This is a genomic window from Micromonospora sp. NPDC049497 (assembly GCF_044465805.1).
Lineage (GTDB): Bacteria > Actinomycetota > Actinomycetes > Mycobacteriales > Micromonosporaceae > Micromonospora.
Window position 1 is genome coordinate 23,692 of record NZ_JBITMC010000024.1, and the last position, 26,437, is coordinate 50,128.

Below are 26,437 nucleotides of genomic sequence, written 5' to 3' on the forward strand. Positions count from 1 at the left end.
GATGACCATGGGCGCACCTCCTCGGGGTGGTCAACGCGTCACCCGCGTAGGCGGTTTCTGTGGCGCAGGACACGGTGGCCGAAAAGCGCGGGACTTCGTCGTACCCCAGGTGCAGAGTGTCAGGGGTGACCACCGACTTGACCCCTGACCGGGCGGCTCTGCGGAGCTGGCTGCCCGGCTTCGTCGCATTGGGCGCGATCTGGGGATCCAGCTTCCTGTTCATCAAGGTCGGCGTGGCGGAGCTGCACCCGTTGCACCTCACCCTCTACCGGGTCGCCGCCGGCGCGGTGACGCTGCTGGTGGTGCTCGCCGTGCTGCGCGACCGGCTGCCCCGCGAGCCCCGCGTCTGGGGGCATCTCTTCGTGATCGCCGCGCTCGGCGTCGCGATTCCCTTCACCCTCTTCGGCTACGGCGAGCAGCGTGTCGAGTCGATGCTCGCCGGCATCTGGAACGCGACCACCCCGCTGGTCGTCCTGCCCATGGCGGTCCTGGTGTTCCGCACCGAGCGGCTGACGGCCCGCAGCGCGACCGGGCTCGCGCTCGGCTTCGCCGGTGTGCTGGTGGTGCTCGGCGTGTGGGAGGGCGTCGGCGGTGCCCACTTCACCGGGCAGCTCCTGTGCTTCGCCGCGGCGGCCTGCTACGGCGTCGCCATCCCGTACCAGAAGAAGTTCATCGCGGGCAGCGCGCTCTCGGGTGTCTCGCTCTCGGCGGCCCAGCTCCTGATGGCGGCGGCCCAGCTCGCCGTGGTCGCGCCGCTGGTCGCCGGCGCGCCGCCGGTGCCGACGGCACTGTCGCCCGAGGTCCTGGCCAGCGTGGTCGCCCTCGGCGCGCTCGGCACCGGCCTGGCCTTCGTGATCCACCTGCGCAACATCCGGGTCGCGGGGGCGAGCACCGCCTCCATGGTCACGTACCTGATCCCGCTCTTCGCGGTGCTGGTCGGCGCGGTCGTGCTCGATGAGCGGATGACCTGGCACCAGCCGGTCGGCGCGCTGGTCGTCCTCCTCGGCGTCGCCGTCTCCCAGGGCCTGGTCGGCCGCCGCCGGACCCCGACCCCGGCCGGCGTCGCCACGCCCGCCGTCCCCGCCGCCCGGGTGTAAGGAAGGGCCCCTTCTTAACGCCTGCGGTAGAGGAAGGGCCCCCTGTTAACGGGGCGGGGTCAGGCGTGGGAAGCGGCCCAGGCGACCAGGTCCTCAGCGGACCAGGTGTTGACGACACGGTCGGCGGGTACGCCGCACAACGCGGCCCGCTCGCAGCCGAACCGCTGCCAGTCGAGCTGGCCCGGGGCGTGCGCGTCGGTGTTGATGGCGAACCGGCAGCCCGCCTCCAGCGCGCGGCGGATCAGCCGCTTCGGCGGGTCCTGCCGCTCCGGACGGGAGTTGATCTCCACGGCCACGTCCCGTTCCGCGCAGGCGGCGAAGACCGCGTCAGCGTCGAAGTCGCTCTCCGCCCGGCTCCGGGCCCGGTGGGCCCGGTCGCCGGGGCCCTTCACGCCGGCCGGCCGGGACGACACCATCCGTCCGGTGCAGTGGCCGAGGATGTCCAGGTGCGGGTTCGCGATCGCGGCGAGCATCCGCCGGGTCATCTTCCCGCGTTCGTCGTTCAGTCCGCTGTGCACCGAGCCGACCACCACGTCGAGACGGGCCAGCAGCTTCTCGTCCTGGTCCAGCGAGCCGTCGGCGAGGATGTCGACCTCGATCCCGGTGAGGATCCGGAAACCCTCGGGCAGTGCCTCGTTGACCTGTGCCACGTGGTCGAGCTGCCGGCGCAGCCGGTCGGCGGTCAGCCCCCGGGCGACCTTCAGGCGCGGCGAGTGGTCGGTCAGCACCACGTACTCGTGGCCCAGCTCCACCGCCGCCAGCGCCATCTCCTCGATCGGCGAGCCACCGTCGGACCAGTCGGAGTGGGTGTGGCAGTCGCCGCGCAACGCCGTACGCAGCGCGGTCGCCGCCGCGTCCAGGTCGGTGCCCTCGGTGGAGAGCAGGCGACGCAGGTAGACCGGCTCCTCGCCGGCCAGCGACTCGGCGACACAACGGGCGGTGACGTCACCGACCCCGGACAGCTCGGTGAGCTTCCCGGTGCGGGCCCGCTCGCTCAGTTCGGTGGCCGGCAGCGCGGCCAGCGCGGCCGCCGCCGACCGGAAGGCCCGCACCCGGTACGTCGCCTCGTTCGCCCGTTCCAGCAGGAAGGCGATCCGGCGCAGATCGGCGATGGGGTCCCGGTCGCTCATGACCACCCAACCTACGCGCCTGCGCCGCCGGTCGGGGGACGACCGGCGGCGCAGGACGGGTGGTGGTGCGGATCAGGAGTGGGGCAGTTTCACGAGGGACCTGTCGCCGATACCGAGGGTTGTCGGGTTGACCCCGATGGCCGACCAGACCTCCACCTTGACCGTGCCGTTCGACAGGCTGCCGAGCGTGCCGGTGGCGGAGAGCAGACCGGTGTTCTGCGTGTAGTGCTCGAAGCCGGGGACCGGATCGGTGGCGAAGTAGCGGTACGTCTCCACCCGTTCCCAGCTCCCGTCGCCGGTCAGGTCGTAGGAGACCCGTGCCTGGACCCCGTTGCCGACCGCGCCGCCGGCGTCGAGGAACAGGTCGAAGGTCGTCTGGCCGCCGGCGTACGCCAGGTCCAGGCCGGTGGCCGTGAACACCTGGGCGTTGGTCGGCGTGCCGTCGTGGTTGGTGCCGCCCGCGCTCGCCACCGTGACCGTCGCGGCGCTTCCCGACGCTCCCATGCGACCGCTGGGAAGCAGGAACTGCGTCGGCGAGTCCGGCGTCGGGGGCGGGGTTGTGGGCGGAGGAGTCGTCGGGGGCGCCGTCGTCGGCGGCGCCGTCGTGGGCGGCGCGGTGGTCGGGGGCGCCGTCGTGGGCGGGGTGGTGGTGGGCGGTACGCCTCCGTCGGCGCTGCCGCCGCTCCAGGTGACCGCGCCGGTGGCGACCGTACGACCGGCCGGCACGTCCACCCGGGTGCCGTTGGAGAACGTCACGGTCAGCGGCGCGGACGTGATGTTGCTGGCGACGTACGTCCGTGCGCCGTTGCGGGTGAACACCGCCGCCAGCGGGTGGTTGGCGGTGACACCGGTGTCGACGGTGCCCAGCGCCGCGAGATTGCGGACCCAGTGGAAGGTGTGCGCGCGGCTCTCCCCCTCCTCCGGGACGTACCCGGGATTGGCCCGCAGCTTCGCCAGCGCCGCGTCCGGGTCGCCGAGGGCGAGGAACTGCCAGAGGATGTCCTGCCACACGGTCGGTTCCCCGCCGTTGTTGCGCACCAGTTCGGCGTAGTTGACCGTGTTGTACGCCGGGTCCTGGCCCATGTACAGGTGGCCGCCGGTGACGGGCAGCATGTTGATGCCCTGGATCATCTCCGGCTCGGCGCTGAACCAGGTGGCGTACGCTCCGCCGTCGCCCCACACCATGCCGACCGTCGAGTGCCCGAAGGCCGCCGGGAAGTTCTCGTTGTCGGCGTCGAACCAGTACTCGCGGATGGTCGCCGCCTGTGTGGTCCAGATGAAGACACCGGCGTCGCGCACGGCCGTGTTGCCGGTCGCCTGTCCCCACTGGATGAGGGCGTTGGCGAAGTTCATGCCCTCGGACGACGACTCCTGGTTGTTGCCGGCGGCGAAGGAGCCGTGCCCGGACGCCCAGTCGTGGCCGGCGTAGATGTCGAAGTCGCGCAGGTACGGGAAGCGGTTGTCGGTCCGGCTGTAGTTGTTGGCGTCCCGGATCAGCAGGTCGACCATGCCGCCGTACTGCTCCTGCTTGGCCCACGCCGGGTCGAACTTGGCCAGGGTCGCGGCGGCGGCGATGAAGTAGCCGTAGTGGAAGTGGTGGTCGTTGAGTTCCTGGTCGGACCCGTACGACGCCGGGTAGCCGATGAGGGTGCCCCAGTTCCGGTCGTAGTAGAAGATTTTGGCGGCCTCGCCGGGTGTGGCGGTGAACCAGTCGTTGAGGGTGGTGCGGATGGCGTTCAGCGCCGCCGTACGGGTCTCGGTGTCACCGACCTGGTCGGCGATCTCGGCGATCCGGGCGGCCCGTCCGAGTCCCTTGCCGGTCCAGTAGGTGTCGCCGCCGCGCTGGTCCATCGGGTTGGCCCGCACCGCCGCCAGGTGGCTGCGCAGCGTGGCCAGGTCCGCCCCGGTGCCGGTGGCGACGGCCGGTACCTCCGGCAGCACCCCCTGGAACCGCATGGACGTGCGGAACTGGTTCACCCCGGTGAGCACCTTCATCCGGCCCCGCGCCGACGGGTAGGTCTGCGCCAGCGGGGTGGAGCCGGCCAGCGCCTTCCACTGGTGCGGGTAGAGGCTCACCACCGTCCGGGTGGCGGTCCCCTCCCGTGGCGTCGTCGTGAACGCGTACGTGGTGTCGACACGGCCGGCCGCCTGGTCGTACGCGTAGGAGACCTTGGTGCCGGTCACGTGGGCGTGCGCGTACGTGCCGAAGGTGGTGGCGAGCTGCGCCCGCGCGGTGGCGTCGAGGCCCTGGCTGGGCAGCAGGGCGACCGAGAAGTAGCCCCTGCCGGCCAGGTCGGAGGTGATCCGGCCACCGCTGACCGTCCAGCTCGCGCCGGTCGGGGCGTACGCGACGTAGTCGTGGCCCCGGACGGTGAAGCCGATGGTGGAGCCGCTGTTCGTCCAGATGGTCGGGCTGCCACCGGTGGGGTTGATCTGCGCGGCGCCGCCGGTGGTGCGGAAGTAGGTCAACGGCAGGCCGTGGCCGATGGTGGCGCGCATGGTGCGGACGCCGTCGCCCCAGTACGGGGTGACCGTCCAGTCGGTCCAGCCGTCCACCCTGACGACCGGTGCGCCGAGCGCGGCCACGCCGACGCGGATGTCCTCGGCGTAGGCGTACTTGTACTCGCCGACGCCGGTCGCCGTGCCGGTGATGGTCGGCGTGGAGGTGGCGGAGAAGCCGAGGCCGTCACTGAACGGCTGGTAGGAGACGGGGTGTGCGTGCAGCGGCTCGCTGTACGCGCAGTTGGTCTTCTTCCAGAGCAGGGACGACCACCAGTCGTTGGTGGGGACGGGACCGGCCGGAGCGTCGGCGGTGACGAACTGGCGGGGGTTGGTGGACAGGTCCCCGCAGCCGGCGGGGAGCGGGCCGACGCGGTCGGTGGTGTAGCTGCCGGCGCCGACGGTGGCAGCCGCAGCCGGGGTGGTGTGGACGACGGCCAGCCCGCCGAGGACGAGGGCCAGGGCGGTGGTGGTGGCGGCCAGGGTCCGGTTGCGGTGTGACGCGGGAGGTTTCACGGTGCCTCCATCGCGGGGCGCCCGGTCCCGCCGGGCGCGTCGCTGAGTCGGAATTGTGAGGAAAGTTGCTTCAGAGAGCGCTCTCTTGAGGCGGGACGCTAACTCAGAGGCAAGACTTGCGTCAATGTTTCCGGTCGATGAAGCACGTATGTCGGAAAACCCGCGGACCGGGCCCGCTCCCCTGAGGACGGTGCGGGCCGGGCGGCTACCGGGCCGCGGCCGGTGCCTTCGGGCAGCCGTACCGGCGGTGCCAGGCGGCCACCTCGGCGGCCGGCTCCCGGTCGACCTTCCGGCGCCACGCGTCCAGGTAGGGCGCCGGCCAGACGACGCCGCGCCGGATCCACCAGCCGTCCTGACCCGTGCACGGCGGGGAGATGCCGAAGTGCAGGTGGCACACGTTGTTGGCGTTGCCGGTGCGGCCGACCGTCCCGAGCTGCCGCCCCGACCGGACCCGCACCCCGGCGTCGATGCCGGCGGCGACCTCGGTCAGGTGCGAGCCGTAGTAACGCACCCCGTCGTCGCCGAGCAGGGACACCGACAAACCCCCGTTGTGCGGCCCGCGCGGGCCGCGCGGGTCGAACCGGTCGACCCGGCTGACCTCCAGGATCGTCCCGTCGGTCACCGCCACGACCGGTGCGCCGCAGTCGGCGAAGATGTCCGTCCCCGGGTACGCGGAGTGGGTCGGGTGGTAGTCGACCTTGCCGGCGCGTACCGGGAAGACGTGGGGAGCCCCGGCGCGGGTCGGCGCGGCCGACGGACGGTCCGGGGCCGCGGCGCCCGCCGGGCCCGGCTGAGCGGCGGTGGCCGGGGTGTCCGGGGGCCCGGAGGCGGTGCCCGGCGTCGCCCCGGGACGGGTCGTCGCGCAGGCGGCGGCCACCAGCGGCACGAGCAACAGCAGGACCGGGTACGCGCGACGGCGTCCGATCGGCGGCGGGGGCATCGGATCATCCTGACAGAACCAGTACGGTGGACGAAGGTCCCTACGGCGGGAGGAGCGACGGTGGCCGGTCAGCCGTTCACGCCCCACTCCCATCCCGACTTCCGCCCGCGTACCCCCTCGGGTCTCTTCCCGTCCGGCCCCCCGTCGCGGCCCACCTACCGGGAACCGCATCCGGTGACCGGCGCGGGCGTCGCCCTCGGCGGAGCCGGCGCGGCCGCCTGGCTGCTCCTGTTCGGGCTGCTCGGCACGAGCGTGACCGGGTACGCCTGGTGGACCGTCCTCGCCGGTGGGCTGGCCTGGCTGGTCGCACTGCTGCTGGTCCGCTTCGGCGACCGGGGAGTGGCCGCCGGCATCGCCATCGTCACCGCCGGCGGGTGGAGCATCGCGGCGGCGGTGGTGGCCGTGCGCTGGGCGACCAGCGGCGACTGGCCGCTCTGGTGACACCGGTCCGGCCGCCTCGCCGGGCCCTGTGCGGCGGCCCGGCCACTGCGTTCTGTGGTGGTCCGGCTGCGGCACGAAGCCCATCTTGACGTGGCGGTCGGGACTCGGCACCCTCGGCGGTATGGCCTGGACCACTCCGCGGCTCGACCCCGAGCGCAGCCGCCGTCGCCAGCAGCTCCTCGCCGAGTTGGCCGGTGCGAGGGCGGTACGCCAACGGGACCGACCGCGTCGCCTGCGCACCGAGCAGCTGCGTCAGCTGATCGCCACGCGCCGCCGCGTCGCGGGCTGATCACCGGACTTTCCCACGATTGACGAGCCCTTCGGGGCGTTGACCGTTCCCCTGCCGATCGGACCGGCTAACGTGCACGCGTAACGGATCGGCGTGCTGGTGCCGAGGCATTTTGGGGGGACCGTGTCGTACTTCGCGGCGGCCGTGGTGCGCGACGAGAGCGGCTGGACCGCTTCCGAGGTGAGCCTGCGCGGTGTGACCGACCTGGAGGAGGTCGCCGACCGCCTGCGTGACGTCGACGTGGACGCCGACCTGTCGGTGCTGTTCGTCGAGGCGGACGACGCCTACCTGGTGATCCTGCGGCTCGACGACGGGGAGGACCTGCGGGTCTTCGGTTCCGACTCCGCGTACGCGGAGGAGTCCCGGTTGGGTGCCCTGCTCGTGGGTGACCTCAAGACCTCGGTGACCGGGCTGGACGAGCCCGAGGAGGCCCGTCCGGCGGCCGGCGACGACGACAGCGAGCAGCCCGCCGTGGACCCGGAGGCCGACCCGGTCGGCGACGCCGACATCCTCGCCGACCTGGGCATCTCGGCGCAGAAGCTGCTGAAGCTCTGCGGTCACGAGGGCATGATGCCCGCGGACGTCACCGCCGAGATCTCCGCCGTGCTCGGCTGCGCCGACGAGATCGAGGAGCTGCGTGAGGTCTGAGCCCGGCGGACCCGTCCCGGCCGGCGGCGGGGAGCCGGCCGATGCCACCGACCCGGCGCTGGAGACCGTGCGGCCCGGCCAGCCCACGCCCGGTCGGACCGGTCGGGTCGGCCCCGGTGCCGACGAGGGCCTGGCCGACCCGGCCGGCGCCGGTCGCCGGCTTCGGCACGATCTCTGGATGCGCCGGGCCCTGGAGGTCGCCGTCACCGGGCCGGACCTGCCGACGACGGACCCGGGCGACGCCGGTGACGTGCCGGTGGGCGCGGTGCTCTACGGGCCGGACGGCGTCGAGCTGGCGGTCGGACGCAACGAACGCGAGCTGACCGGTGACCCGACCGCGCACGCCGAGGTGCTGGCGCTGCGCCGCGCCGCCGAACGCCTGGGCCGGTGGCGGCTGGACGGCTGCACGCTGGTGGTGACCCTGGAACCGTGCACGATGTGCGCCGGCGCCCTGGTGCTGGCCCGGGTCTCCACCGTGGTCTTCGGCGCGTGGGAGCCCAAGACCGGCGCGGCCGGGTCCCTCTGGGACGTGCTGCGCGACCGTCGCCTCAACCACCGTCCGGAGGTCTACGGCGGGGTGCTGGAGGCCGAGAGCGCGGCGGTGCTCCGGGCGTTCTTCCGCTGAACCGGCAGCCGGCCCGGCCCCTAGCGGCCCTGGTCCGGCGTCAGACCGGCCGGCGCGGGTCGGAGCAGGGTCGCCGCGACGGCCCGACCGGTCTCCGTCCAGGCGGTGGGTCGCAGCGTCGCGGGGTCGAGGCGGACGATGGCCCGCCGACCCTCGGCGTGCAGGGTGCGACCGTCCACCGAACGGAACTGGAAGGCGTACTCGGCGCTGCTGGTGCCGAAGTGTTCGAGCCAGAAGTGCACCGCCACCGGCCCGGTCCCGGTGATCGGGGTCCGGTAGGTGATGGTGAACTCGCGGACGGCGTGGAACACGTCCGGAGCGCTGGTCCGCCCACCCTGGTAGGAAACCCCCCGGTCCGCCCAGTACGGCGTGAGGGCACGTTCCAGGAGGACCGCGTACCGGGCGTTGTGCAGGATCCCCAGGGCGTCGAGGTCGTCGAAGTGCACGGGGACGCGCTCGACGTGGCCGAACTCGACGGCGGGCTGCTCGATGGTGGCGTTGCTCATCACGGGCCTTCCGGTAGCAGGGTGGGATCGGGGCACAGCGCGCGGAGGCGGGCCAGCGCGCCGTGGCGGGCGAGTCGGTAGGCGGTCTCCGGGTCCAGCAGCCGGGACCGCATGGCGGCGGCGACACCGAGAGCGTCGATCTCGTACGCCAGCAGCGCGACGTCCACGTCGGTGGGGAGTTCGCCGGCCTCCACCGCCTCACCGACGAGGCGCTGGAGAAACGCGATCCACCGCTCGAACACCTCGGCGAGCCGGTCCCGCACGGGGCCGGGTCGGGCGTTGAACTCGAACTCGGTGGTGGCGAAGAAGCACCCGCCGGGCAGCACCCGTGCCGCGTAGAAGGCGATCCGGGCGTCGTGCAGCGCCCAGAGGCGGCGTACCCCGCGGGGCGCGCGCAACGCCGGTCCGATGATGCGCTCCTGCCACTGCTCGACGGCCCGGTTCACGGTGGCGAGCTGGAGGGCCTCCTTGGATCGCCAGTGGGCGAAGAGGCCGGACTTGCTGACACCGAGCGTCTCCGCGAGCCGTCCGAGGGAGAGCCCGTCGAGGCCGACCTCCGAGGCCAGCACCACCGCCGCGTCCAGCACGGCGATGCGGGTGCGGTCGCCCCGCGCGACGCGGCCGTCGACTGTCATGGCAGCAGCGTAATCAATAAGCACGACCGGTCGTATAGTTTTTGCCGGTGATCGCGGCCACACAAGGAAGGGCCCCCTGTTAACGCCTGGCGTTGTACAAGGGGCCCCTCTTAACACTTGGGTCAGGCGATGATGGTGTCCAGGCCGATCTCGACCATCTGGCTGAAGGTCTGCTCACGCTCCTGCGACGTGGTCTTCTCGCCGGTCTTGATGTGGTCGCTGACCGTCAGGATCGTCAGCGCCCGGGCCCTGAACCTTGCCGCGATCGTGTAGAGCGCCGCGGACTCCATCTCCACTGCCAGCACGCCGTAGTCGGCGAGCGTGTCGTAGAGGTCCGGGCGGTCGGAGTAGAAGGCGTCCGCCGCCAGGATCGGCCCGACCCGCATCGTGATGCCGCGCCGCTCGGCCACCTCGACCGACGTACGCAGCAGCCCGAAGTCGGCGACGGGCGCGTAGTCGATCAGTCCGTCGAAGCGCATGCGGTTCATGTTCGAGTCGGTGGACGACCCGATCGCCGCCACCACGTCCCGCAGCTGAAGGTCCTCGCTGAGAGCTCCGCAGGAGCCCACCCGGATCAGCGACTTCACGCCGTACTCGTTGATCAGTTCGTGGGCGTAGATGGAGGCGGAGGGCATGCCCATGCCGGAGCCCTGGACGGAGACCTCGACGCCGTTCCAGCGGCCGGTGAAGCCCAGCATGCCGCGGACCGTCGAGTAGCACCGGGCGTCCTCGAGGTAGGTCTCCGCGATCCACTTGGCCCGCAGCGGGTCGCCCGGCATCAGGACCCGCTCAGCGATCTCTCCCGGCTTCGCGCCGATGTGCGTACTCATGCCAAAGATCCTGCCAGGCCAGCGGGCGGCATACCGGTTCGGCGTCCGGACCGGTGGTCCTGTAGCCTACTCGGCGGTGGCGTGTCCGAGTGGCCTAAGGAGCACGCCTCGAAAGCGTGTGAGGGTTTACGCCCTCCGCGGGTTCAAATCCCGCCGCCACCGCTCGTGAACAGCGAGAACGCCCGGCAGGTCCGCGAGGACCGGCCGGGCGTTCTCGTCGTCACACCGCTGTCCTGTGTCAGCAGGGGCTGTGGCCGTCGGCGAAGAGGCGCTCGGCCCAGTCGGCGTACCCGGCGATGATTTTGCGGACCACGTCACCGTCGTGCAGGAACAGGTACGCCCGGTCGCCCTGCCGGGCGAGCAGTCCGTCGAACCGGTACGTGCCCGGCGGGGTGTCGAGGACCCGGACGTCCGGATAGCGGGCCTGGACATCCGTCACCGGGGTGCCGGTGGTGACGCCCTCGGGCGTGCCCACCGTGTCGCCCACCCAGAGCAGCACGAGCCGGTCGTCGACGAATATCGGGCTCACCGTGTCGTGACCGGCGAGCGCGGGTCCGCACGCATCGACGTCGGTCCGTAGGATGCCCCGGCGGGTCAGTTCGTCCTCGGTGTCGCCGAACTCGACGTTCCGCAGCCCGTTGAGGTCGACCACCTCGCTCGTCCCGATGGGTTCACCGGGGCGGGGCAACGTGGGCGTACGCGCATCGCTGCCCGAGATCCAGGCAGCCGTCAATAGTGTTGCGATGAACGCAAATTGTCGCAATTTCATGGAATCCCCCAGTCCCCAACGGGACCGCCGCCCTCAGGTTGCTGCCCCGCGGGAGATTGCCGCTTTTCCCACTCCTCGGCCAGCTCGTCCCAGTAGTCGGCGCTCAGCCGGCGACGCCCGTGGGCCAGCCAGCCCTCCGTGCTCCGCTCCACGTGCAGACCCACCTCGGCGAAGGGGTCGATCCAGGCGCCGGGCTCGACACCCAGTTCGACGAGCGCGCCGTTGATCGGCCAGTCGTCGCGGGGACCGTCGAACGCGGCGTCGAAGCGTGGCCCCCACGACAGCGTGCCGCCGAGCCAGACCGCCGCCGCCTGGTGCCCGGCCCCGCCGGAGAACTCCGCCTCGACGTACGCCACGGGGCCCCGGCGCGACCAGCGGACCAGCACCTCGGTCAACGGCGGAGAGAGCACCAGCGCGAACGGGTGGGCCGGCCCGAGATCCTCGACCGTGAAGTCCGGCGGCGCCCCGGTCAGCTCCTCCACCAGGAGCGGCGTCACGGGCAGCAGGGCGAAGTCCTGGCGCAGTTCGCCCAGGACGGCGTGGTCCAGGTCGCCGGTCTCCTCGCGAAGCAGGTCGATGTCCGCGATCACCGCGCTGAGCTGGTAACTCATTCCGGGCCCTTCGGCGTCGTACACGTCACCTGGGACGGTCGGCTCCCGGCGAACCCCCACAGCCTAAGGGCCGTCCGGAATGTCCGCGGTACGACGAAGGGCCGGTCCCGCCGGGACCGGCCCTTGCTGCTCCAGAGAGCGGAGGATACGAGATTCGAACTCGTGAGGGTGTGAACCCAACACGCTTTCCAAGCGTGCGCCCTAGGCCTCTAGGCGAATCCTCCGTCGAACAGGGTACAGGACCTCGCGGCCGCGCCCACCCCACCACCCCCTGGAGATCGCCCGGCCGTCGGGTAGGGTGGAGTCACCTCCCGTGCGGCGGTACCTCGTGAACCTCCCCAGGGCCGGAAGGCAGCAAGGATAAGCGAGCTCTGCCGGGTGCACGGGAGGCCTTTCTGTCTCCGGAGCCCTTTACGTCCGGATCTCACGCGACGCTCCCGTGTTAACAAGGGGCCCTTCCTCTACCGGAGGCGTTAAGCGGGGGCCCTTCCTTGCACTGGAGCGGCGGGGTGGGTGGTCGGCCGGGGCGGACCGGCGCAGAATGGCTCGGTCGAGAGGAGGCGGGACGGGTGGCACTGGCGCTCTACCGCAAGTACCGGCCACGTACCTTCGCCGAGGTCATCGGGCAGGAGCACGTCACCGAGCCGTTGTCGCAGGCGCTGCGCAGCGGGCGGCTCAACCACGCGTACCTCTTCTCGGGTCCTCGCGGGTGCGGCAAGACCTCCAGCGCCCGGATCCTGGCCCGTTCGCTCAACTGTGAGCAGGGCCCCACACCGGAGCCGTGCGGCCAGTGCGGGTCGTGCCGTTCGCTCGCCGTCGACGGCGGTGGCTCGATCGACGTCATCGAGATCGACGCGGCGAGCCACGGTGGCGTGGACGACGCCCGTGAGCTGCGGGAGAAGGCGTTCTTCGCGCCGGCCAGCAGCCGCTTCAAGATCTACGTCATCGACGAGGCGCACATGGTCTCGTCGGCCGGCTTCAACGCCCTGCTCAAGCTGGTCGAGGAGCCGCCGGAGTACGTCAAGTTCATCTTCGCCACCACCGAGCCGGAGAAGGTCCTCGGCACGATCAAGTCGCGGACCCACCACTACCCGTTCCGGCTGATTCCGCCCAAGACCCTCCGCCCGTACCTGGAGCAGCTCACCCAGGCCGAGGGCGTGCAGGTCGAGCCGGCGGTGTTCCCGCTGGTGGTGCGCGCCGGCGGCGGCAGCGCCCGGGACAGCCTCTCCGTGCTCGACCAGCTCATCGGCGGCGCCGGGCCGGAGGGCGTCACCTACGCCCGGGCGGCGGCGCTGCTCGGCGTGACCGACTCGGCGCTGATCGACGAGATGTGCGACGCGCTGGCCGCCGGGGACGGGGCTGCCGCCTACACCACCGTCGACCGGGTGGCCGAGGCCGGGCACGACCCCCGCCGGTTCGCCTCCGACCTGCTGGAGCGGCTGCGCGACCTGATCGTGCTCCAGCAGGTGCCGGACGCCGCCGCCAAGGGGCTGATCGACGGCCCGGCCGACCAGATCGAGCGGATGGCCGCCCAGGCCCAGCGCCTGGGCCCGGGCACCCTGTCCCGCTGCGCCGACATCGTGCACGACGGCCTGGTCGAGATGCGCGGCACCACCGCGCCCCGGCTGCTGCTGGAGCTGATCTGCGCCCGGATGCTGCTGCCCGGTGCCGACGACTCGACGGGCGGCCTGCTCCAGCGCCTGGAACGGATGGAGCGCCGGCTCACCCTCGCCGGCACCGACGCGCCGCCGGCCGCCGCCGGGCCCGCGCCCGCCGACCACCCCCCGGCGGTACGCCCACAGCCTCCCGCCCCGCCCGCGGCTGCCGCCGCGATCCCGGCCGGGACCGCCGGCACGCCGGCGGCGACCGGGCCCGACACCGGGGCGCCCCCGCCCACCAGCGCGACCGCTGACGCGGCTGCCGGTGCCCCCGGTCCGCACGTCGCCCCGCCACCGGGCGGCCCCGCGCCGCACTCCGTCCCGGCACCGGCCGGGTCCGCCTCGCACGTCGCCCCGGCACCGACGGGACCCGCGTCGGCCGCTCCGGCTTCCCGTCGTGCCGTGCCGCCCTCGGCCGTCATGCCGGACCCGTCGACCCCCGCGCCGCCGCGACCCGGTGCCGAGGCGCCCGGCGCGCTGGACGCGGTGGCGGTGCGCCGGGCCTGGCCCGAGGTGGTCGGCAAGGTCAACCGGAGCCACAAGAAGATCGCGGCGCTGATGCGCGACGCGGTCGTGCGGGACCTGGACGGCGACACGCTGGTGGTGACGGTCAAGTCGTCGGTGCTGGCGAAGATGTTGTCCGACCACGCCGCGGTGCTGACCGACGCGCTCTACGAGGAGTTGGGCGGGCGCTGGCAGATCCGCTGCGAGGTGGCCGGCGAGCGCGGTGGTGCCTCCCTGCCCGGCCCGGGTCGGCAGACCGCCCCCGCCCGTCCGGCACCGGTCCAGCCGACCTCCGGTGGCCCGTCCGGTCCGCCCGGGACGAGCCCGTCCGGCCCGTCGGGCGGTGCCACCCGCCCGGCCCCGGCCGGCGGTACGGGCAACGGTGACAGCGAGGGCTGGCCGGAGCCGACCCGGCCCGGCGGCGCCGGTGGGGACGACGACTGGCCCGAGCCGGCCCGACCCGGTGGGCCGGGACCGGCGGCAGCCGGCGGACCGGGACCGGCGGCAGCCGGCGAGGGTGCCGACTGGCCCGAGGCGGCCCGTCCCGGCGGGGCCACCGCCACCGCGACGGCGAGCGCGCCGGCCGTACCGAAGCCGGCGGGTCCGTCGGTGACACCACCGGCCGCGTCGCCCGTCGCCCCGGTGAGCAGCGCCATCGCCGCGGCCCGCGCCGCCGCCGCCGCGGCGGGGACCGGTGCGGCGAAGGGTCCGCGTACCTCGCAGGCGGACCGGAGGACCGCGGACGCCGAGTGGGCGGGCGAGCCCCCGTACGACCCGGACTACGACGGCCCGGTGCGCGGCGGCGGTGGACGCCCGGGGGGCGCCCAGCCGGCGGCACCCGTCTACGAGGGCTTCGACCCGGGTGACGAGCCGTTGGACGAGGTGATCGACGAGCGGACGGCCCGCCAGTCCAGTGAGGAGCAGGCGGTGCAGTTGCTGCGCGAGGCGTTCGGCGCCGAGAAGATCAACGAGGTCGACGCCCGGTAGGGCGGCGGGTCGCTCCGGTCAGGTGGTCCAGGCGGGCAGGCCGTGCGGGTGCGCCTCGGCGAGTAGCCGCTCCGACCCGGTGCCGATCCGGGCACGGAGCTGGAAGCGGTGCCAGCCATGCATGCACCGGATACGGCTCGAACAGCAGGTGCGTGACCGGCGCGTCGGTGCCGCCTGCGGCGGCCAGCCGGTCGAGTTCGGCGGTGACCCGGGCTCACTCCTCGGCCGGCACGTACTGCCGCAGCACCGAGTGCCACACGACGGTCAGTGTGCCGGGGCACGGCTCGATCCCGGCCAGGAAGTCCGCCGCACCGACCGGGACCACCCGGGCCGACAGGCGTCCGGCCAGCTCGAGCGCTCCGGCCAGCCGGGTGGCCCGGGCGGTGTGCGCCGGCCAGAGGTAGGCCCGCAGCGCGAGCGCGTCGTCCGCGCTGCCCGGGACCGGGCACCTCGTCCCGCCAGGCCTCGGGCAGCAGCACCGGCGAGTCGTCACGAGGTAATCGAGGAGAAGACCGCCCGAGAGTCGAGCGAGGAGCAGGCGGTACGGCTGCTCCTCGAGGCGTTCGGCGTTGAGAGGATCAGGGAGGCGGGCATCTGCTAGGCCTGTGTCGGACCCGGCAGGAGCCGGGGCGGGGCGCCGGTGACGGGACGAGCCTGGCGACTGATGCTCGGGCAACCTGACCGACCGACCTGCACGACAGTGACAATGGACTCCCGGACCCGCTAAAGCGGGTCCGGGAGTCCATTGTCACTGTGGCTCAGACTAGCAGCCGGTTGGGATGCTGGTGTAGAAAGTGGGCAGCATGTAGTAGGGCGTACCCGCGTTGCTGCGGAAACTGTACTTGCCCTGCCAGTTGCGCGTGAAATACACGCTGCGCGCCGTCCCGGAGTACCGCACATCGAGGGTTTCGCCGCTCTGGCCTGTTACATAAAGCTTCCAGTCCGCATAGCCGAAGGTCGCCGTTCCGACAATACCGTCGGCGGTTAGGCTACGGGCCGCCTGCCATTTCTTGGTTGCCGCCTCGGTCGTCGGCCCGAACTCGCAGTCGATGTCGGACGAGGTGAGGTATCCGTCGGCGTACAGGATCCACTGCCACAGTCCGGTGGCGCCGCTGTTGGCGTACGCGCCGCCCCGCCGCAGTGTCCCCTCGTCGCCGAAGTCGTCGGTGACGTCACCGCTACCAATGACGTACCCCTGCGAGGCCGACGCCTGCGCCGGCGCGGCATTGATCAGCCCGGCGGCCAGCACGATCGCGGCTACAGCCCCTCCGGTGACCAGGGCCTTGCGCAGACCAACCCTCATTGAAAGATGCACATGAACCTCCGACGATCATTTGCGTTGGCCGAACCCTACAGGACTCAATCCGGTCGTGGGGGGCAGCTCACCATGGTGAGGAACGGCGTGAAAACGCACGGCGTGCTTGCGCCGGCCGCTTAGCTCGGTGATCGAATCGGTGTCAGGGGCGTGGCGATGTCCGGCCGGGCGTGGTGCCCCGATGTCCATGACATCGGGCATGACGGAATCGACCCGGGCGGATCAGTCTGCTTAGAGGCCCAAACAAAATGGTCTATGGGTCTTTCGTCCCTGTAGAGAATGATCTACAGTTTTCGGCCGTGAGGCGTGGTGAGCAGCCGCCGTGGATCGTGCCGGACGGGCTGTGGCAACACATCGAGCCGTTGCTGCCCAACCTGAGCGCAACCTGCGGTACCGGGACGAAAGCGGATACCGTCATCGTGCGCCGGGATCCGCCGGCCGGGGAAGCGCCGCGCCGGGCGAGGCTGGTCACAACGGGCGATTAGGCTGGGCGGTGGCCCAGTAGACGAGTGCGAGAAGGAGCCATCCGTGCGCCCAGGTGGACAGCCGAACATGCAGCAGATGCTGAAGCAGGCGCAGAAGATGCAGCAGCAGATCGCCAAGGCGCAGGCCGAGCTGGCCGAGGCGGAGTTGACCGGCACCGCCGGCGGTGGCCTGGTGACCGCGACGGTCGCCGGCACCGGTGAGCTGAAGTCCATCCGGATCGACCCGAAGGCCGTCGACCCAGAGGACGTGGAGACGCTGGAGGACCTGGTCGTCGCCGCCGTGCACAACGCCTCCGAGGCGGCGCGGGAGCTGACCGAGCAGAAGATGGGCCCGGTCTCCGGTGGCATGGGCGGCCTCGGCCTGCCCGGTTTCTGAGCCACCAGATGTACGAGGGCGCCATCCAGGACCTGATCGACGAGCTGGGCCGGCTGCCGGGCGTGGGCCCGAAGAGCGCCCAGCGGATCGCCTTCCACGTGTTGTCCGCGGACCCGGCCGACGTCAACCGGTTGGCCGGTGCGCTGCGCAAGGTCAAGGAGCTGGTCAGGTTCTGCACCAGCTGCTACAACGTGGCCGAGTCCGACCAGTGCCGGATCTGCCGTGACCCGCGCCGCACCGACGAGGTGCTGTGTGTGGTCGAGGAGCCCAAGGACGTGGTGGCGATCGAGCGGACCGGTGAGTTCCGCGGTCGCTACCACGTGCTCGGTGGCGCGATCAATCCGCTGGAGGGCATCGGGCCGGACAACCTGCGCATCCGCGAGCTGATGACCCGGCTGAGCACCGGCACGGTCCGGGAGCTGATCCTGGCCACCGACCCGAACACCGAGGGCGAGGCGACCGCCACGTACCTGGCGCTGATGGTCAAGCCGATGGGGATCGCGGTGACCCGGCTGGCCAGTGGCCTGCCGGTCGGCGGCGACCTGGAGTACGCCGACGAGATCACGCTGGGCCGGGCGTTCGAGGGCCGCCGGGCGGTCTGACCGCCCGCTGAGCTGGGACGGATCTTCTGACACCCGGTGGCCGAACGGCCTCGCTCGACGTAACAGTTTGGCATCGCGTATCCGGATCGTTCGGCGGTCGGCCCCGTTTACCTTCGATTCTTCGGTGAGGGCTGCTCAAAGACACGATCCGATACCAACCGTCCATCCGGCGGTTTCCGCAGTGTCGGCGCGGGAGCTATGGTCACCGCCATCGGTGACCCCTGTCACCACGTTGTCCGTACCCCCAAGGACGAGGTGAAGCACCATGCGTGCAACCAGGCCGAAGGCCGCTATCGCGGCCGTTGCGGTCGCGGCCCTCGCGGTAGCAGGCTGCGCCGAGAGCAACCGCGATGATTCATCCGGCGGTAGCAAGAAGGAGACCCTCGTCTTCGGCGTAGCCGGAGACCCGAAGGTGCTCGACCCGAGCTTCGCCAGCGACGGTGAGTCGCTGCGTGTGGCGCGTCAGGTCTTCGAGACCCTGGTCCGCCCGGAGGAGGGTGGCACCAAGGTCACCCCCGGCCTGGCCGAGTCCTGGACGCCCGACGCGGCCGGCACCACCTGGACCTTCAAGCTCCGCTCGGGCGTGAAGTTCCACGACGGCACCGACTTCAACGCCGAGGCCGTCTGCGCCAACTTCAACCGCTGGTACAACGCCAAGGGCCTCATGCAGAGCCCGGACGTGACCGCGTACTGGCAGGACATCATGGGTGGCTTCGCCAAGAACGAGTCCCCGGACCTGCCGGAGAGCCTCTTCAAGTCCTGCACCGCCAAGGACGCGACCACCGTCGACCTGGCCTTCACCCGGGTCTCCAGCAAGATCCCGTCGGCCCTGATGCTGCCGTCGTTCTCCATCCACAGCCCGAAGGCGCTGGAGCAGTACGACGCCAGCAACGTCGGCGGCACCGCCGAGGACATCAAGTACCCGGCCTACGCCACGGCGCACCCGACCGGCACCGGTCCGTTCAAGTTCAAGGCCTGGGACGTCGCCAACAAGACGCTCACCCTGGAGCGCAACGAGGACTACGCCGGCGACAAGGCCAAGCTGAAGACCCTGATCTTCAAGACCATCTCCGACGAGAACGCGCGCAAGCAGGCGCTGCGCTCCGGCGACATCCAGGGGTACGACCTGGTCGGCCCGGCCGACGTCGAGCCGCTGAAGAACGAGGGCTTCAACGTCCTCACCCGTCCGGCGTTCAACATCCTCTACCTGGCGATCAACCAGGACGGGAACCCGAAGCTGAAGGACCTGAAGGTCCGCCAGGCGATCGCGCACGCGCTGAACCGGCAGGCCCTGGTCGACTCGAAGCTGCCCCCGGGCGCCAAGGTCGCGGTCAACTTCATGCCGGACACCGTCGAGGGGTGGAACGGCGACGTCACCAAGTACGAGTACGACGTCGAGAAGGCCAAGAAGCTGCTGGCCGAGGCCGGCGCGTCGAACCTGACGCTGCGGTTCCACTACCCGACCGAGGTCACCCGGCCGTACATGCCGAACCCGAAGGACCTCTTCGAGCTGCTGTCGGCGGACCTCAAGGCGGCCGGCATCAACGTCCAGCCGATCCCGCTCAAGTGGAGCCCGGACTACCTCAACGCCACCACCTCCGGCAACAAGCACGACCTGCACTTCCTCGGCTGGACCGGTGACTACGGCGACGCGTACAACTTCATCGGCACCTTCTTCGACCGTCGCAAGGACGAGTGGGGTTACAACAACCCCCAGCTCTTCGCCCAGTTCAAGGATGCCGACACCACCGCCGACGCGGCGGCCCGGATGGAGAAGTACAAGGCCCTGAACAAGGCCATCATGGACTTCCTGCCGGGTGTGCCGGTGTCGCACTCGCCGCCGGCGATCGTGTTCGGCAAGGACGTGACCGGCATCAAGGCGAGCCCGCTCACCGACGAGCGGTACGCCAGCGCCGAGTTCAAGTCCTGACCTGACGCAAAGACCGTGGGCGGGCGCTGTATTGCACAGCGCCCGCCCTCGGCCTCCGTACCCCCTTCGAGGTCACCGTGTTCCGGTTCATCGTCAGACGCCTGCTCCAGCTGATACCGACGCTGTTCGGGCTCTCCCTCCTGCTCTTCATCTGGCTCCGCCGGCTACCCGGCGGTCCCGAGACCGCCATCCTCGGCGAGCGCGGTACGCCCGAGATGCGGGCCGCGATCCGCCGCAGCATGGGCCTGGACGAGCCGATCCTGGTGCAGTACGGCCGCTTCGTCCGTCGCCTGATCCGGTTCGACCTCGGCACCTCCACCTCGACCAAGCGGCCGGTCGTCACCGAGTTCCTTGAGCGCTTCCCCGGCACGGTGGAGCTGTCGATCACGGCGATGGTGATCGCGGTCGGGATCGGCATCCCGCTGGGCTACCTGGCCGCCCGGCGGCGCGGCCGGCTGCTCGACCACCTGTCGGTGGGCGGCTCGCTGATGGGCATCTGCATCCCGGTGTTCTTCCTCGCCTTCGTGTTCAAGGCGATCTTCGCCGAGAACCTCGGCTGGTTCCCGTCCAGTGGTCGGCAGGACCCGACGCTCGAGGCGACGCGGGTCACCAACTTCTTCGTCCTCGACGGGCTGATGACCCGCGAGTGGGACGCCGCCGCCGACACCCTGTGGCACCTGGTGCTGCCGGGTATCACGCTGGCCAGCATCCCGCTGGCGATCATCGTGCGGATCACCCGGGCCAGCGTCCTGGAGGTGCTGAACGAGGACTTCGTCCGGACCGCCGAGGCCAAGGGCCTGACCGAGCGGACCGTCCGCGGTCGTCACGTGCTGCGCAACTCGCTGCTGCCGGTGGTCACGTCCATCGGTCTACTCACCGGCGGCCTGCTCTCCGGCGCGGTGCTGACCGAGACCGTCTTCGCCTTCAGCGGCATCGGGGCGTTCGTCGCCGAGGCCATCGGCCAACGCGACTACCCGGTCCTGATGGGCTTCATCCTGATCATCGCGGTGGTGTACGTGCTGGTGAACCTTCTGGTCGACCTCTCCTACAGCCTGATCGACCCGAGGGTGAGGGTCCGATGACGATCACCGGCGGCAAGAAGAAGGAAAAGATCGACCGGCTGGCCGAGTTGGCCGCGCGGGACGACGAGCGCGGCGTCAGCCTCTGGCAGGAGGCGTTCCGCCGGTTGCGCCGCAACCCGGCCGCGATCGTCGGTGCGGCCATCCTGGTGATCTTCGTCCTGGTGGCCCTGATCGGGCCGTTCCTCGTGCCCCACGCTCCCGACGCCCAGCTCTGGAAGGGCGAGGTCCGTCTCGGCGAATTCCCGGGGCCGCGGGCCGAGAACTGGTTCGGCACCGACCAACTCGGTCGGGACGAGTTCAGCCGCATGATCGTCGGTGCCCGGCAGACCCTGCTGGTCGGCATCGTCGCCACTCTGATCGGTCTCGCCGTCGGGTCGCTGCTCGGTGGCGTCGCCGGCGCGGCCGCGGGCCTGGGTGGTCGCTGGGGACGGGCGGTCGACAACGTCCTGATGCGCTTCATCGACATGCTGCTGGCCATGCCGAGCCTGCTGCTGGCGATCAGCATCGCGGCCATCCTCGGCTCCGGTCTGACCACGGTCATGATCGCCGTCGGCGTGGTGTCGGTGCCGGTCTTCGCGCGGCTGCTGCGCGGCTCGATGATCTCCCAGTCGAACAGCGACTACGTCCTGGCCGCCACCTCGCTGGGCGTGAAGAAGCCGAAGATCGCCCTTTCCCATGTGGTGCCGAACTCGCTCGCCCCGGTCATCGTTCAGGCCACGCTCACCCTGGCCACCGCGATCATCGAGGCGGCGGCGCTGTCCTTCCTGGGACTCGGCAACAACGACGCCTCCATCCCCGAGTGGGGCGTCATGCTCGCCGACGCGCAGCAGTACCTCGACTCCGCGCCCCGGCTGGCGATCCTGCCGGCGGTGGCCATCATCATCACCGCGCTCGGCTTCACCCTGCTCGGTGAGGCGATGCGTGAGGCACTCGACCCGAAGCTGCGGAAGTAGGTCCCCTCATGGCACTGCTCGAAGTGGACGACCTCTCCGTCACGTTCGCCCGGCGCGGCCAGCGCACCGTGCACGCCGTCGACGGGGTCTCCTTCTCCGTCGACGCCGGTGAGGTCGTCGGTCTGGTCGGCGAGTCCGGCTGTGGCAAGAGCGTCACCTCGCTGGCCATCATGGGCCTGCTACCCAAGCAGCCGGGCCTGCGGGTCGGCGGCAAGGCCGTCTTCGACGGCACCGACCTGCTCCAGTTGGACGACCGGTCCCGCCGTGACATCCGGGGCCGGGACATCGCGATGATCTTCCAGGACCCGCTGTCCTCGCTGAACCCGGTCATCCCGATCGGGCTTCAGGTGACCGAGGTGCTCACCCGGCACCGGGGCATGAAGGGCGCGGTGGCGGAGAAGGAGGCGGCCGCGTTGCTGGACCGGGTCGGCATCCCCGACCCGAAGCGGCGGCTCAAGGAGTACCCGCACCAGCTCTCCGGTGGCATGCGGCAGCGCGCCCTGATCGCCATGGCGGTGGCCTGCCAGCCTCGGCTGCTGATCGCCGACGAGCCGACCACCGCGCTGGACGTCACCATCCAGGCGCAGATCCTGGAACTGCTCAAGGATCTGGTCCGGGACTCCGGCACCGCGCTGCTGATGATCACGCATGACCTGGGTGTGGTCGCCGGCATGTGCGACACCGTCAACGTGCTGTACGCCGGCCGGGTGGTGGAGACGGCCCGCCGTCGTCCGCTGTTCCGCGAGCCGCGGCACCCGTACACCGTGGGGTTGCTCGGGTCGGTGCCCCGCCTGGACGCGGGGCGCGGCCAACGGCTCACCCCCATCCCGGGCTCGGTCCGCGACGTCCTGCCCTGGCCCGACGGCTGCGCGTTCGCCCCCCGCTGCTCGCGGCGGGTCGACGCGTGCGTAGGTGAACCGCCGGCCCTGGTGCTCACCCACGACGGTCGCAGCTACCGCTGCGTCAACCCGGCACCGGTTCCCGGGCTGACGCCGGCCGACGACGTCCGGGCCGTGGTGCCGACGGACGCGCAGCCCGGTTCGGTGCCGGCCCAGGCCGTCCCGGACGACCCGCCCACGGTGCCGGGCCTGGGCCCCGCGCCGCGCGAGGAGGAATCAGCGTGAGCGAGCAGACTGTCGAGCCGACCGTCGAGCGCGACGACATCCTGGTCGAGGTCCGCGACCTGAAGGTGCACTTCCCGATCCGCCGCGGCGTGATCTTCGACCGGACGGTCGGCCACGTGAAGGCGGTCGACGGCGTCGACCTGCGCATCCCGCGCGGGAAGACCTACGGCCTGGTCGGCGAGTCCGGGTGCGGCAAGTCCACGCTCGGACGGGCGCTGCTCCAGCTCACCCCGCCGACGAGCGGTGAGGTGAGCTTCGACGGCGTCGAGCTGACCACGCTGCGGGCGGGGAAGCTCCGGGAGATGCGCCGCCGCATGCAGATGATCTTCCAGGACCCGATGTCGAGCCTGGACCCCCGGCAGAACGTCGAGTCGATCCTCACCGAGGGCCTCCAGACCCACGGCATCGGCGCCGACCGCGACGACCGGCGGCGGATCATCGGCGAGACCCTGGACAAGGTCGGGCTGCCGCGCTGGGCGCTGTCCCGCTACCCGCACGAGTTCTCCGGCGGTCAGCGGCAGCGCATCGGCATCGCCCGCGCCCTGGTGCTCGGGCCGGAGCTGATCGTCGCCGACGAGCCGGTCTCCGCGCTCGACGTGTCGATCCAGGCCCAGGTGGTCAACCTGCTGGACGAACTCCAGGACACCCTCGGCCTGACCTACCTGGTGATCGCCCACGACCTGGCCGTGGTCCGGCACATCTCCGACACGGTCGGCGTGATGTACCTGGGCGCGCTGGTCGAGGAGGCGCCGGCCGACCGGCTCTACACCGAGCCGCTACACCCGTACACCCGGGCGCTGATGTCGGCGGTGCCGGTGCCGGATCCGGACGTGGAGGACCGCCGGGAGCGGATCCTGCTCGCCGGCGACCTGCCCTCCCCGGCCAACCCGCCGTCGGGCTGCCGCTTCCACACCCGCTGCCCGTGGGCGCAGCCGACCCGCTGCGCCGACGAGCGGCCGGTGCTGCGGGAGATCGGCGGCAGCCGGGTCGCCTGCCACTGGGCGGAGCGGATCGCCAGCGGCGAGCTGCGCCCGCACAAGGTCGAGGTCCAGCTCACCCGACCCGCCGGCGAGGGCGAGGAGCCGCACACCGTCTCCGCGCCCACCGAACCCGGCTCGTACGTGTAAGGAAGGGCCCCCGCTTAACGCCTCCGGTAGAGGAAGGGCCCCTTCTTAACGCCTCGCGGCGTCGGGAAGGGGCCCTGTCCGATGGTGTGGGACTCAGCCCTCGGGGCGGTTGACGAGGGCGACGGCGATGGTGTGCACCGCGTCCAGGGCAGCCGGGTCGGCCAGGGCGGCCCTCCCGCCGGTCACCGCATACCACTCCTCGGCGTCCTTGTACTGCACCTTCAGCGTGACCTGGCCGGCCGCGTACTCGGTGCGTACGGTCAGCTCGCCGGTCACCACGCCGACCTCGTCGGTCATCACCCCGCCCGGCCCGGCCACGACGTCGGCCGTACGGCTCTGTGCCCCGCCGGCCGCGGCGTCCGCGCTCATGCCGGCACCCGGCACGGCGGCCCCGGCCGCCCCGTCGGCGGTCATCCCGGCGGTGCTCGGCCCGGCCGGCGGGCTCCCGGTCGCGGCGGCCGCGTCGTCGCCGCCGGCGTCCGGCGTCTGCTCCGGGGCGGGCGTCGCCCCGGCTCCGGTCACGGCTTGCTCGCCCATGTGCAGCCCTCCAACATCTCGGTCAGGGCGGCCTTCTCGGCTGTCGTCACCGTGAGCCGCCAGTGGTGCTTGACCGTGACCCAGTTCTCGGCGTACTGGCACCAGTACGACCGGTTCGCCGGTTTCCACTGGGACGGGTCCTGGTCACCCTTTGCCCGGTTGGAGCTCGCGGAAACCGCGATGAGCTGCGGCTGGTCCAGGTCGTTGGCGAAATCGCCCCGCTTCGCGTCGTCCCACTCGTCGGCACCCGAACGCCACGCGTTGGCCAGCGGAACCATGTGGTCGATGTCCACGTCGGACGGATCGGTGAAGGCACGCCCGTCGTACACGCTCTCCCAGCGGCCGGCGACCACGTTGCAGCCGGACAGTTCGATGTCCTCGCCGTCGCGCTTGAGGACGGTGTCGCGGACGTCGCAGTTCTTACCCGTGTCCCGCCAGTGCGGGAACTTCTCGCGGCTGTAGCCGCGCATCGAACCCGCCTTGGCGACGGCGAGCTGCTCCAGCATCTGCACGGCGTTGCCGCCGCCCGTCGGCGTCGGCTCGGGCTCCTCGACCGGGACGCAGCCGCCCGCGCCGAGGGCGAGCGCCGCGGCGAGCGCCGCGGTCACCGCGGCACGCGGTCCTGATCTGGTACGCACAGACGACACCTTTCCAGCTTGCGGGCTCCCGGCGATCCCGCACAGTACCCGGACACGGTTTCGGCGTTTCGTGGCGTCTGTCATATGGCGCAGGGCAGATTGGTGAACATGGCTCCACCCGCGCCCGCTCTGCGCATGGGCACCGCCTCCGGACGGGGAACCCTGCTGGCGGCGGTCCTCGCCTCCGGGATGGTCTTCCTCGACAGTACCGTGGTGAACGTGGCCCTGCCCCGGCTCGGGCGCGACCTCGGGGCGACCGTGGCCGGTCTGCAGTGGACCGTCAACGGCTACCTGCTGATGCTGGCCGCCTTCGTCCTGCTCGGTGGGGCGCTCGGCGACCGGTTCGGCCGCCGGCGGATCTTCCTGCTGGGGGTGGTCTGGTTCACACTCGCCTCCCTGCTCTGCGGCCTGGCCCAGGACACCACCCAGCTCATCGCGGCCCGCTTCCTCCAGGGCGCGGGAGGTGCGCTGCTCACTCCCGGTTCGCTGTCGGTGCTCCAGGCCAGCTTCCACCCCGACGACCGGGCCAGGGCGATCGGTGCCTGGAGCGGCCTGTCCGGCGTGTCCACCGCGCTCGGCCCCTTCATCGGCGGGCTGCTCATCGACGCGCTCTCCTGGCGGTGGATCTTCTTCCTCAACGTGCCGCTGGCCGTGCTCGTGGTCCTCGCCGCCCTGCGCTGGGTGCCGGAGAGTCGGGACGTGGAGGCGTCGCGTACCGAGGGGCCGGGTCGCCGGCGCCGCCGGTTCGACGTGGCGGGGGCGCTGCTCGGCGCGGTGGCCCTGGCCGGCGTCACGTACGCCCTGATCGACGCCCCCGCGCGCGGCTTCGACTCGGCCCCGGTGCTGGTCGCGGCCCTGGTCGGGGTGGTCGGCGCGGTGGTCTTCGTGCTGGTCGAGCGGCGCCGGGGGGACAGCGCGATGCTGCCCACCGGGCTGTTCGGCAGCCGGCTCTTCTCGGTACTGAACATCTTCACCGTGGCCGTGTACGCGGCCCTCGGTGGCTTCACCTTCTTCCTCGCCGTCTACCTCCAGAACGTGGTCGGCTGGTCGGCGTTCCTCACCGGGATCTCGCTGCTGCCGATGACGGTGTTGCTGCTGGTCGGGTCCGCCCGGGCCGGTGCCCTCTCGGCACGCATCGGGCCCCGGCTCCCGCTGACCGTCGGACCGGTGGTCGCCGCCCTCGGGCTGGTCCTGCTGCGCGAGGTCGACCCGGGGGCGTCGTACTGGCGGGACGTTCTGCCGGGGGTGCTGCTCTTCGGCGCCGGGCTGACCCTGGTGGTGGCGCCGCTGACCGCCTCGGTGCTGGCCGCCGTGGAGGACCGGTTCGCCGGGGTGGCGAGCGGGTTCAACAACGCGGCGTCCCGGGCGGGCGGCCTGCTCGCGGTGGCCGCGCTGCCGCTGCTGGTCGGACTCTCCGGCACCGGGTACGAGCAGGAGGCCGACCTGACCGACGCGTACCGGGGAGCGATGCTGTGGTGCGCCGGGCTGCTGGTCGCTGGGGCGGTGATGGCGGCCGTGCTCATCCACCGCCCACCCCGGGAGGCGGTGGAAGGAAGGGCACCTTCTTAACGCCTGCGGTAGAG

General features: G+C 71.7%; 27 protein-coding genes, 2 tRNA genes and 1 other RNA gene. 17 read left to right on the forward strand and 13 right to left on the reverse strand.

All coding sequences use genetic code 11. The annotated features are described in order from the left end of the window. The first annotated feature begins 125 nt into the window (after window positions 1–125). Entirely contained in the window at window positions 126–1,097 is a 972-nt protein-coding gene (locus ACIBR0_RS25435) for a DMT family transporter (protein ID WP_396719723.1), read from the forward strand. A gap of 59 nt (window positions 1,098–1,156) precedes the next feature. Here the strand turns inward: ACIBR0_RS25435 and ACIBR0_RS25440 are convergent, their stop codons facing one another. The 3 genes from ACIBR0_RS25440 to ACIBR0_RS25450 form a co-directional block, all read right to left on the reverse strand. Further along, window positions 1,157–2,227 (reverse strand): PHP domain-containing protein, encoded by a 1,071-nt coding sequence (locus tag ACIBR0_RS25440; RefSeq protein ID WP_396719725.1) that lies wholly within the window; start codon window positions 2,225–2,227, stop codon window positions 1,157–1,159. A 72-nt stretch (window positions 2,228–2,299) separates the two neighbouring features. Beyond that, the gene (locus tag ACIBR0_RS25445; RefSeq protein WP_396719727.1) at window positions 2,300–5,242 is read right to left on the reverse strand and encodes a glycosyl hydrolase; all 2,943 of its coding nucleotides are present in this window, start codon (window positions 5,240–5,242) and stop codon (window positions 2,300–2,302) included. Window positions 5,243–5,447: 205 nt separating this feature from the next. Beyond that, the gene (locus tag ACIBR0_RS25450) at window positions 5,448–6,182 is read right to left on the reverse strand and encodes a M23 family metallopeptidase (protein WP_396719729.1); all 735 of its coding nucleotides are present in this window, start codon (window positions 6,180–6,182) and stop codon (window positions 5,448–5,450) included. 60 nt (window positions 6,183–6,242) lie between these two features. Here ACIBR0_RS25450 and ACIBR0_RS25455 point away from each other — a divergent pair, with 60 nt between their 5' ends. From ACIBR0_RS25455 to ACIBR0_RS25470, 4 genes are all read left to right on the forward strand, one after another. Continuing rightward, the gene (locus ACIBR0_RS25455; RefSeq protein WP_396719731.1) at window positions 6,243–6,623 is read left to right on the forward strand and encodes a hypothetical protein; all 381 of its coding nucleotides are present in this window, start codon (window positions 6,243–6,245) and stop codon (window positions 6,621–6,623) included. A 121-nt stretch (window positions 6,624–6,744) separates the two neighbouring features. Then, window positions 6,745–6,912: a hypothetical protein gene (locus ACIBR0_RS25460; RefSeq protein ID WP_357029524.1), complete on the forward strand. Its 168-nt coding sequence runs from the start codon at window positions 6,745–6,747 to the stop codon at window positions 6,910–6,912. A 123-nt stretch (window positions 6,913–7,035) separates the two neighbouring features. Then, window positions 7,036–7,560, forward strand: coding sequence for a tRNA adenosine deaminase-associated protein (locus ACIBR0_RS25465; protein WP_396719733.1), 525 nt, complete (start codon window positions 7,036–7,038; stop codon window positions 7,558–7,560). Between the two features lie 178 nt (window positions 7,561–7,738). After that, window positions 7,739–8,185: a nucleoside deaminase gene (locus ACIBR0_RS25470; protein ID WP_396719816.1), complete on the forward strand. Its 447-nt coding sequence runs from the start codon at window positions 7,739–7,741 to the stop codon at window positions 8,183–8,185. Window positions 8,186–8,205: 20 nt separating this feature from the next. On the opposite strand, the gene ACIBR0_RS25475 is transcribed toward ACIBR0_RS25470, so the two are convergent. From ACIBR0_RS25475 to deoD, 3 genes are all read right to left on the reverse strand, one after another. Further along, the gene (locus tag ACIBR0_RS25475; protein WP_396719735.1) at window positions 8,206–8,691 is read right to left on the reverse strand and encodes an acyl-CoA thioesterase; all 486 of its coding nucleotides are present in this window, start codon (window positions 8,689–8,691) and stop codon (window positions 8,206–8,208) included. Beyond that, the gene (locus tag ACIBR0_RS25480; RefSeq protein WP_396719737.1) at window positions 8,691–9,326 is read right to left on the reverse strand and encodes a TetR/AcrR family transcriptional regulator; all 636 of its coding nucleotides are present in this window, start codon (window positions 9,324–9,326) and stop codon (window positions 8,691–8,693) included. The genes ACIBR0_RS25475 and ACIBR0_RS25480 overlap by 1 nt, the downstream gene beginning before the upstream one ends. Window positions 9,327–9,448: 122 nt before the next feature. Next, window positions 9,449–10,156 (reverse strand): purine-nucleoside phosphorylase, encoded by a 708-nt coding sequence (gene deoD, locus ACIBR0_RS25485; RefSeq protein ID WP_396719739.1) that lies wholly within the window; start codon window positions 10,154–10,156, stop codon window positions 9,449–9,451. A 75-nt stretch (window positions 10,157–10,231) separates the two neighbouring features. Here deoD and ACIBR0_RS25490 point away from each other — a divergent pair. Next, window positions 10,232–10,318, forward strand: a tRNA-Ser gene (locus ACIBR0_RS25490). A 76-nt stretch (window positions 10,319–10,394) separates the two neighbouring features. On the opposite strand, the gene ACIBR0_RS25495 is transcribed toward ACIBR0_RS25490, so the two are convergent. The 3 genes from ACIBR0_RS25495 to ACIBR0_RS25505 form a co-directional block, all read right to left on the reverse strand. Then, a complete protein-coding gene (locus ACIBR0_RS25495; RefSeq protein ID WP_396719741.1) occupies window positions 10,395–10,889 on the reverse strand; it encodes a hypothetical protein in 495 nt (164 codons plus the stop codon). A gap of 32 nt (window positions 10,890–10,921) precedes the next feature. Continuing rightward, complete coding sequence (locus tag ACIBR0_RS25500) at window positions 10,922–11,536, reverse strand: hypothetical protein (protein ID WP_396719743.1); 615 nt, start codon at window positions 11,534–11,536, stop codon at window positions 10,922–10,924. Between the two features lie 139 nt (window positions 11,537–11,675). Beyond that, window positions 11,676–11,760, reverse strand: a tRNA-Ser gene (locus tag ACIBR0_RS25505). An 81-nt stretch (window positions 11,761–11,841) separates the two neighbouring features. On the opposite strand from ACIBR0_RS25505, the gene ffs reads away from it, so the two are divergent. Together ffs and ACIBR0_RS25515 are read left to right on the forward strand one after the other, a co-directional pair. Then, window positions 11,842–11,931, forward strand: an RNA gene (gene ffs / locus ACIBR0_RS25510) — signal recognition particle sRNA small type. 174 nt (window positions 11,932–12,105) lie between these two features. After that, complete coding sequence (locus ACIBR0_RS25515) at window positions 12,106–14,685, forward strand: DNA polymerase III subunit gamma and tau (RefSeq protein WP_396719745.1); 2,580 nt, start codon at window positions 12,106–12,108, stop codon at window positions 14,683–14,685. A gap of 214 nt (window positions 14,686–14,899) precedes the next feature. Here ACIBR0_RS25515 and ACIBR0_RS25520 read toward each other — a convergent pair whose 3' ends face one another. Together ACIBR0_RS25520 and ACIBR0_RS25525 are read right to left on the reverse strand one after the other, a co-directional pair. Further along, window positions 14,900–15,178, reverse strand: coding sequence for a DUF2332 family protein (locus ACIBR0_RS25520; RefSeq protein WP_396719747.1), 279 nt, complete (start codon window positions 15,176–15,178; stop codon window positions 14,900–14,902). A gap of 270 nt (window positions 15,179–15,448) precedes the next feature. Continuing rightward, complete coding sequence (locus ACIBR0_RS25525; protein WP_396719749.1) at window positions 15,449–15,988, reverse strand: peptidoglycan-binding protein; 540 nt, start codon at window positions 15,986–15,988, stop codon at window positions 15,449–15,451. A gap of 311 nt (window positions 15,989–16,299) precedes the next feature. Here ACIBR0_RS25525 and ACIBR0_RS25530 point away from each other — a divergent pair, with 311 nt between their 5' ends. From ACIBR0_RS25530 to ACIBR0_RS25565, 8 genes are all read left to right on the forward strand, one after another. Beyond that, complete coding sequence (locus ACIBR0_RS25530; protein WP_396719751.1) at window positions 16,300–16,485, forward strand: hypothetical protein; 186 nt, start codon at window positions 16,300–16,302, stop codon at window positions 16,483–16,485. 67 nt (window positions 16,486–16,552) lie between these two features. Then, a complete protein-coding gene (locus ACIBR0_RS25535; RefSeq protein ID WP_357035122.1) occupies window positions 16,553–16,861 on the forward strand; it encodes a YbaB/EbfC family nucleoid-associated protein in 309 nt (102 codons plus the stop codon). A gap of 8 nt (window positions 16,862–16,869) precedes the next feature. After that, on the forward strand, window positions 16,870–17,463 hold the full coding sequence (gene recR, locus ACIBR0_RS25540; RefSeq protein WP_396719753.1) for a recombination mediator RecR: 594 nt from the start codon (window positions 16,870–16,872) through the stop codon (window positions 17,461–17,463). A 265-nt stretch (window positions 17,464–17,728) separates the two neighbouring features. Then, window positions 17,729–19,393, forward strand: coding sequence for an ABC transporter substrate-binding protein (locus ACIBR0_RS25545; protein WP_396719755.1), 1,665 nt, complete (start codon window positions 17,729–17,731; stop codon window positions 19,391–19,393). A gap of 77 nt (window positions 19,394–19,470) precedes the next feature. Next, window positions 19,471–20,475, forward strand: coding sequence for an ABC transporter permease (locus ACIBR0_RS25550; RefSeq protein ID WP_396719757.1), 1,005 nt, complete (start codon window positions 19,471–19,473; stop codon window positions 20,473–20,475). Then, entirely contained in the window at window positions 20,472–21,428 is a 957-nt protein-coding gene (locus ACIBR0_RS25555; RefSeq protein ID WP_396719759.1) for an ABC transporter permease, read from the forward strand. The genes ACIBR0_RS25550 and ACIBR0_RS25555 overlap by 4 nt, the downstream gene beginning before the upstream one ends. An 8-nt stretch (window positions 21,429–21,436) precedes the next feature. Further along, entirely contained in the window at window positions 21,437–22,552 is a 1,116-nt protein-coding gene (locus ACIBR0_RS25560; RefSeq protein WP_396719761.1) for an ABC transporter ATP-binding protein, read from the forward strand. Next, entirely contained in the window at window positions 22,549–23,679 is a 1,131-nt protein-coding gene (locus ACIBR0_RS25565) for an ABC transporter ATP-binding protein (protein WP_396719763.1), read from the forward strand. Before ACIBR0_RS25560 ends, ACIBR0_RS25565 begins: the two co-directional genes overlap by 4 nt. Window positions 23,680–23,772: 93 nt before the next feature. On the opposite strand, the gene ACIBR0_RS25570 is transcribed toward ACIBR0_RS25565, so the two are convergent. Beyond that, a complete protein-coding gene (locus tag ACIBR0_RS25570) occupies window positions 23,773–24,216 on the reverse strand; it encodes a hypothetical protein (protein ID WP_396719765.1) in 444 nt (147 codons plus the stop codon). Then, on the reverse strand, window positions 24,198–24,854 hold the full coding sequence (locus ACIBR0_RS25575) for an HNH endonuclease family protein (protein WP_396719767.1): 657 nt from the start codon (window positions 24,852–24,854) through the stop codon (window positions 24,198–24,200). The genes ACIBR0_RS25570 and ACIBR0_RS25575 overlap by 19 nt, the downstream gene beginning before the upstream one ends. A gap of 108 nt (window positions 24,855–24,962) precedes the next feature. On the opposite strand from ACIBR0_RS25575, the gene ACIBR0_RS25580 reads away from it, so the two are divergent. After that, window positions 24,963–26,423 (forward strand): MFS transporter, encoded by a 1,461-nt coding sequence (locus ACIBR0_RS25580; RefSeq protein WP_396719769.1) that lies wholly within the window; start codon window positions 24,963–24,965, stop codon window positions 26,421–26,423. Window positions 26,424–26,437: the final 14 nt, after the last annotated feature.

Coding starts and splice junctions, on each gene's coding strand:
- ACIBR0_RS25440 (WP_396719725.1), bottom strand. CDS start 2,227: ATGAGCGACCGGGACCCCATCGCCGATCTGCGCCGGATCGCCTTCCTG.
- recR (WP_396719753.1), top strand. CDS start 16,870: ATGTACGAGGGCGCCATCCAGGACCTGATCGACGAGCTGGGCCGGCTG.
- ACIBR0_RS25475 (WP_396719735.1), bottom strand. CDS start 8,691: ATGAGCAACGCCACCATCGAGCAGCCCGCCGTCGAGTTCGGCCACGTC.
- ACIBR0_RS25570 (WP_396719765.1), bottom strand. CDS start 24,216: ATGGGCGAGCAAGCCGTGACCGGAGCCGGGGCGACGCCCGCCCCGGAG.
- ACIBR0_RS25525 (WP_396719749.1), bottom strand. CDS start 15,988: ATGAGGGTTGGTCTGCGCAAGGCCCTGGTCACCGGAGGGGCTGTAGCC.
- ACIBR0_RS25450 (WP_396719729.1), bottom strand. CDS start 6,182: ATGCCCCCGCCGCCGATCGGACGCCGTCGCGCGTACCCGGTCCTGCTG.
- ACIBR0_RS25500 (WP_396719743.1), bottom strand. CDS start 11,536: ATGAGTTACCAGCTCAGCGCGGTGATCGCGGACATCGACCTGCTTCGC.
- ACIBR0_RS25545 (WP_396719755.1), top strand. CDS start 17,729: ATGCGTGCAACCAGGCCGAAGGCCGCTATCGCGGCCGTTGCGGTCGCG.
- ACIBR0_RS25535 (WP_357035122.1), top strand. CDS start 16,553: ATGCAGCAGATGCTGAAGCAGGCGCAGAAGATGCAGCAGCAGATCGCC.
- ACIBR0_RS25470 (WP_396719816.1), top strand. CDS start 7,739: ATGCGCCGGGCCCTGGAGGTCGCCGTCACCGGGCCGGACCTGCCGACG.
- deoD (WP_396719739.1), bottom strand. CDS start 10,156: ATGAGTACGCACATCGGCGCGAAGCCGGGAGAGATCGCTGAGCGGGTC.
- ACIBR0_RS25560 (WP_396719761.1), top strand. CDS start 21,437: ATGGCACTGCTCGAAGTGGACGACCTCTCCGTCACGTTCGCCCGGCGC.
- ACIBR0_RS25460 (WP_357029524.1), top strand. CDS start 6,745: ATGGCCTGGACCACTCCGCGGCTCGACCCCGAGCGCAGCCGCCGTCGC.
- ACIBR0_RS25555 (WP_396719759.1), top strand. CDS start 20,472: ATGACGATCACCGGCGGCAAGAAGAAGGAAAAGATCGACCGGCTGGCC.
- ACIBR0_RS25480 (WP_396719737.1), bottom strand. CDS start 9,326: ATGACAGTCGACGGCCGCGTCGCGCGGGGCGACCGCACCCGCATCGCC.
- ACIBR0_RS25580 (WP_396719769.1), top strand. CDS start 24,963: ATGGCTCCACCCGCGCCCGCTCTGCGCATGGGCACCGCCTCCGGACGG.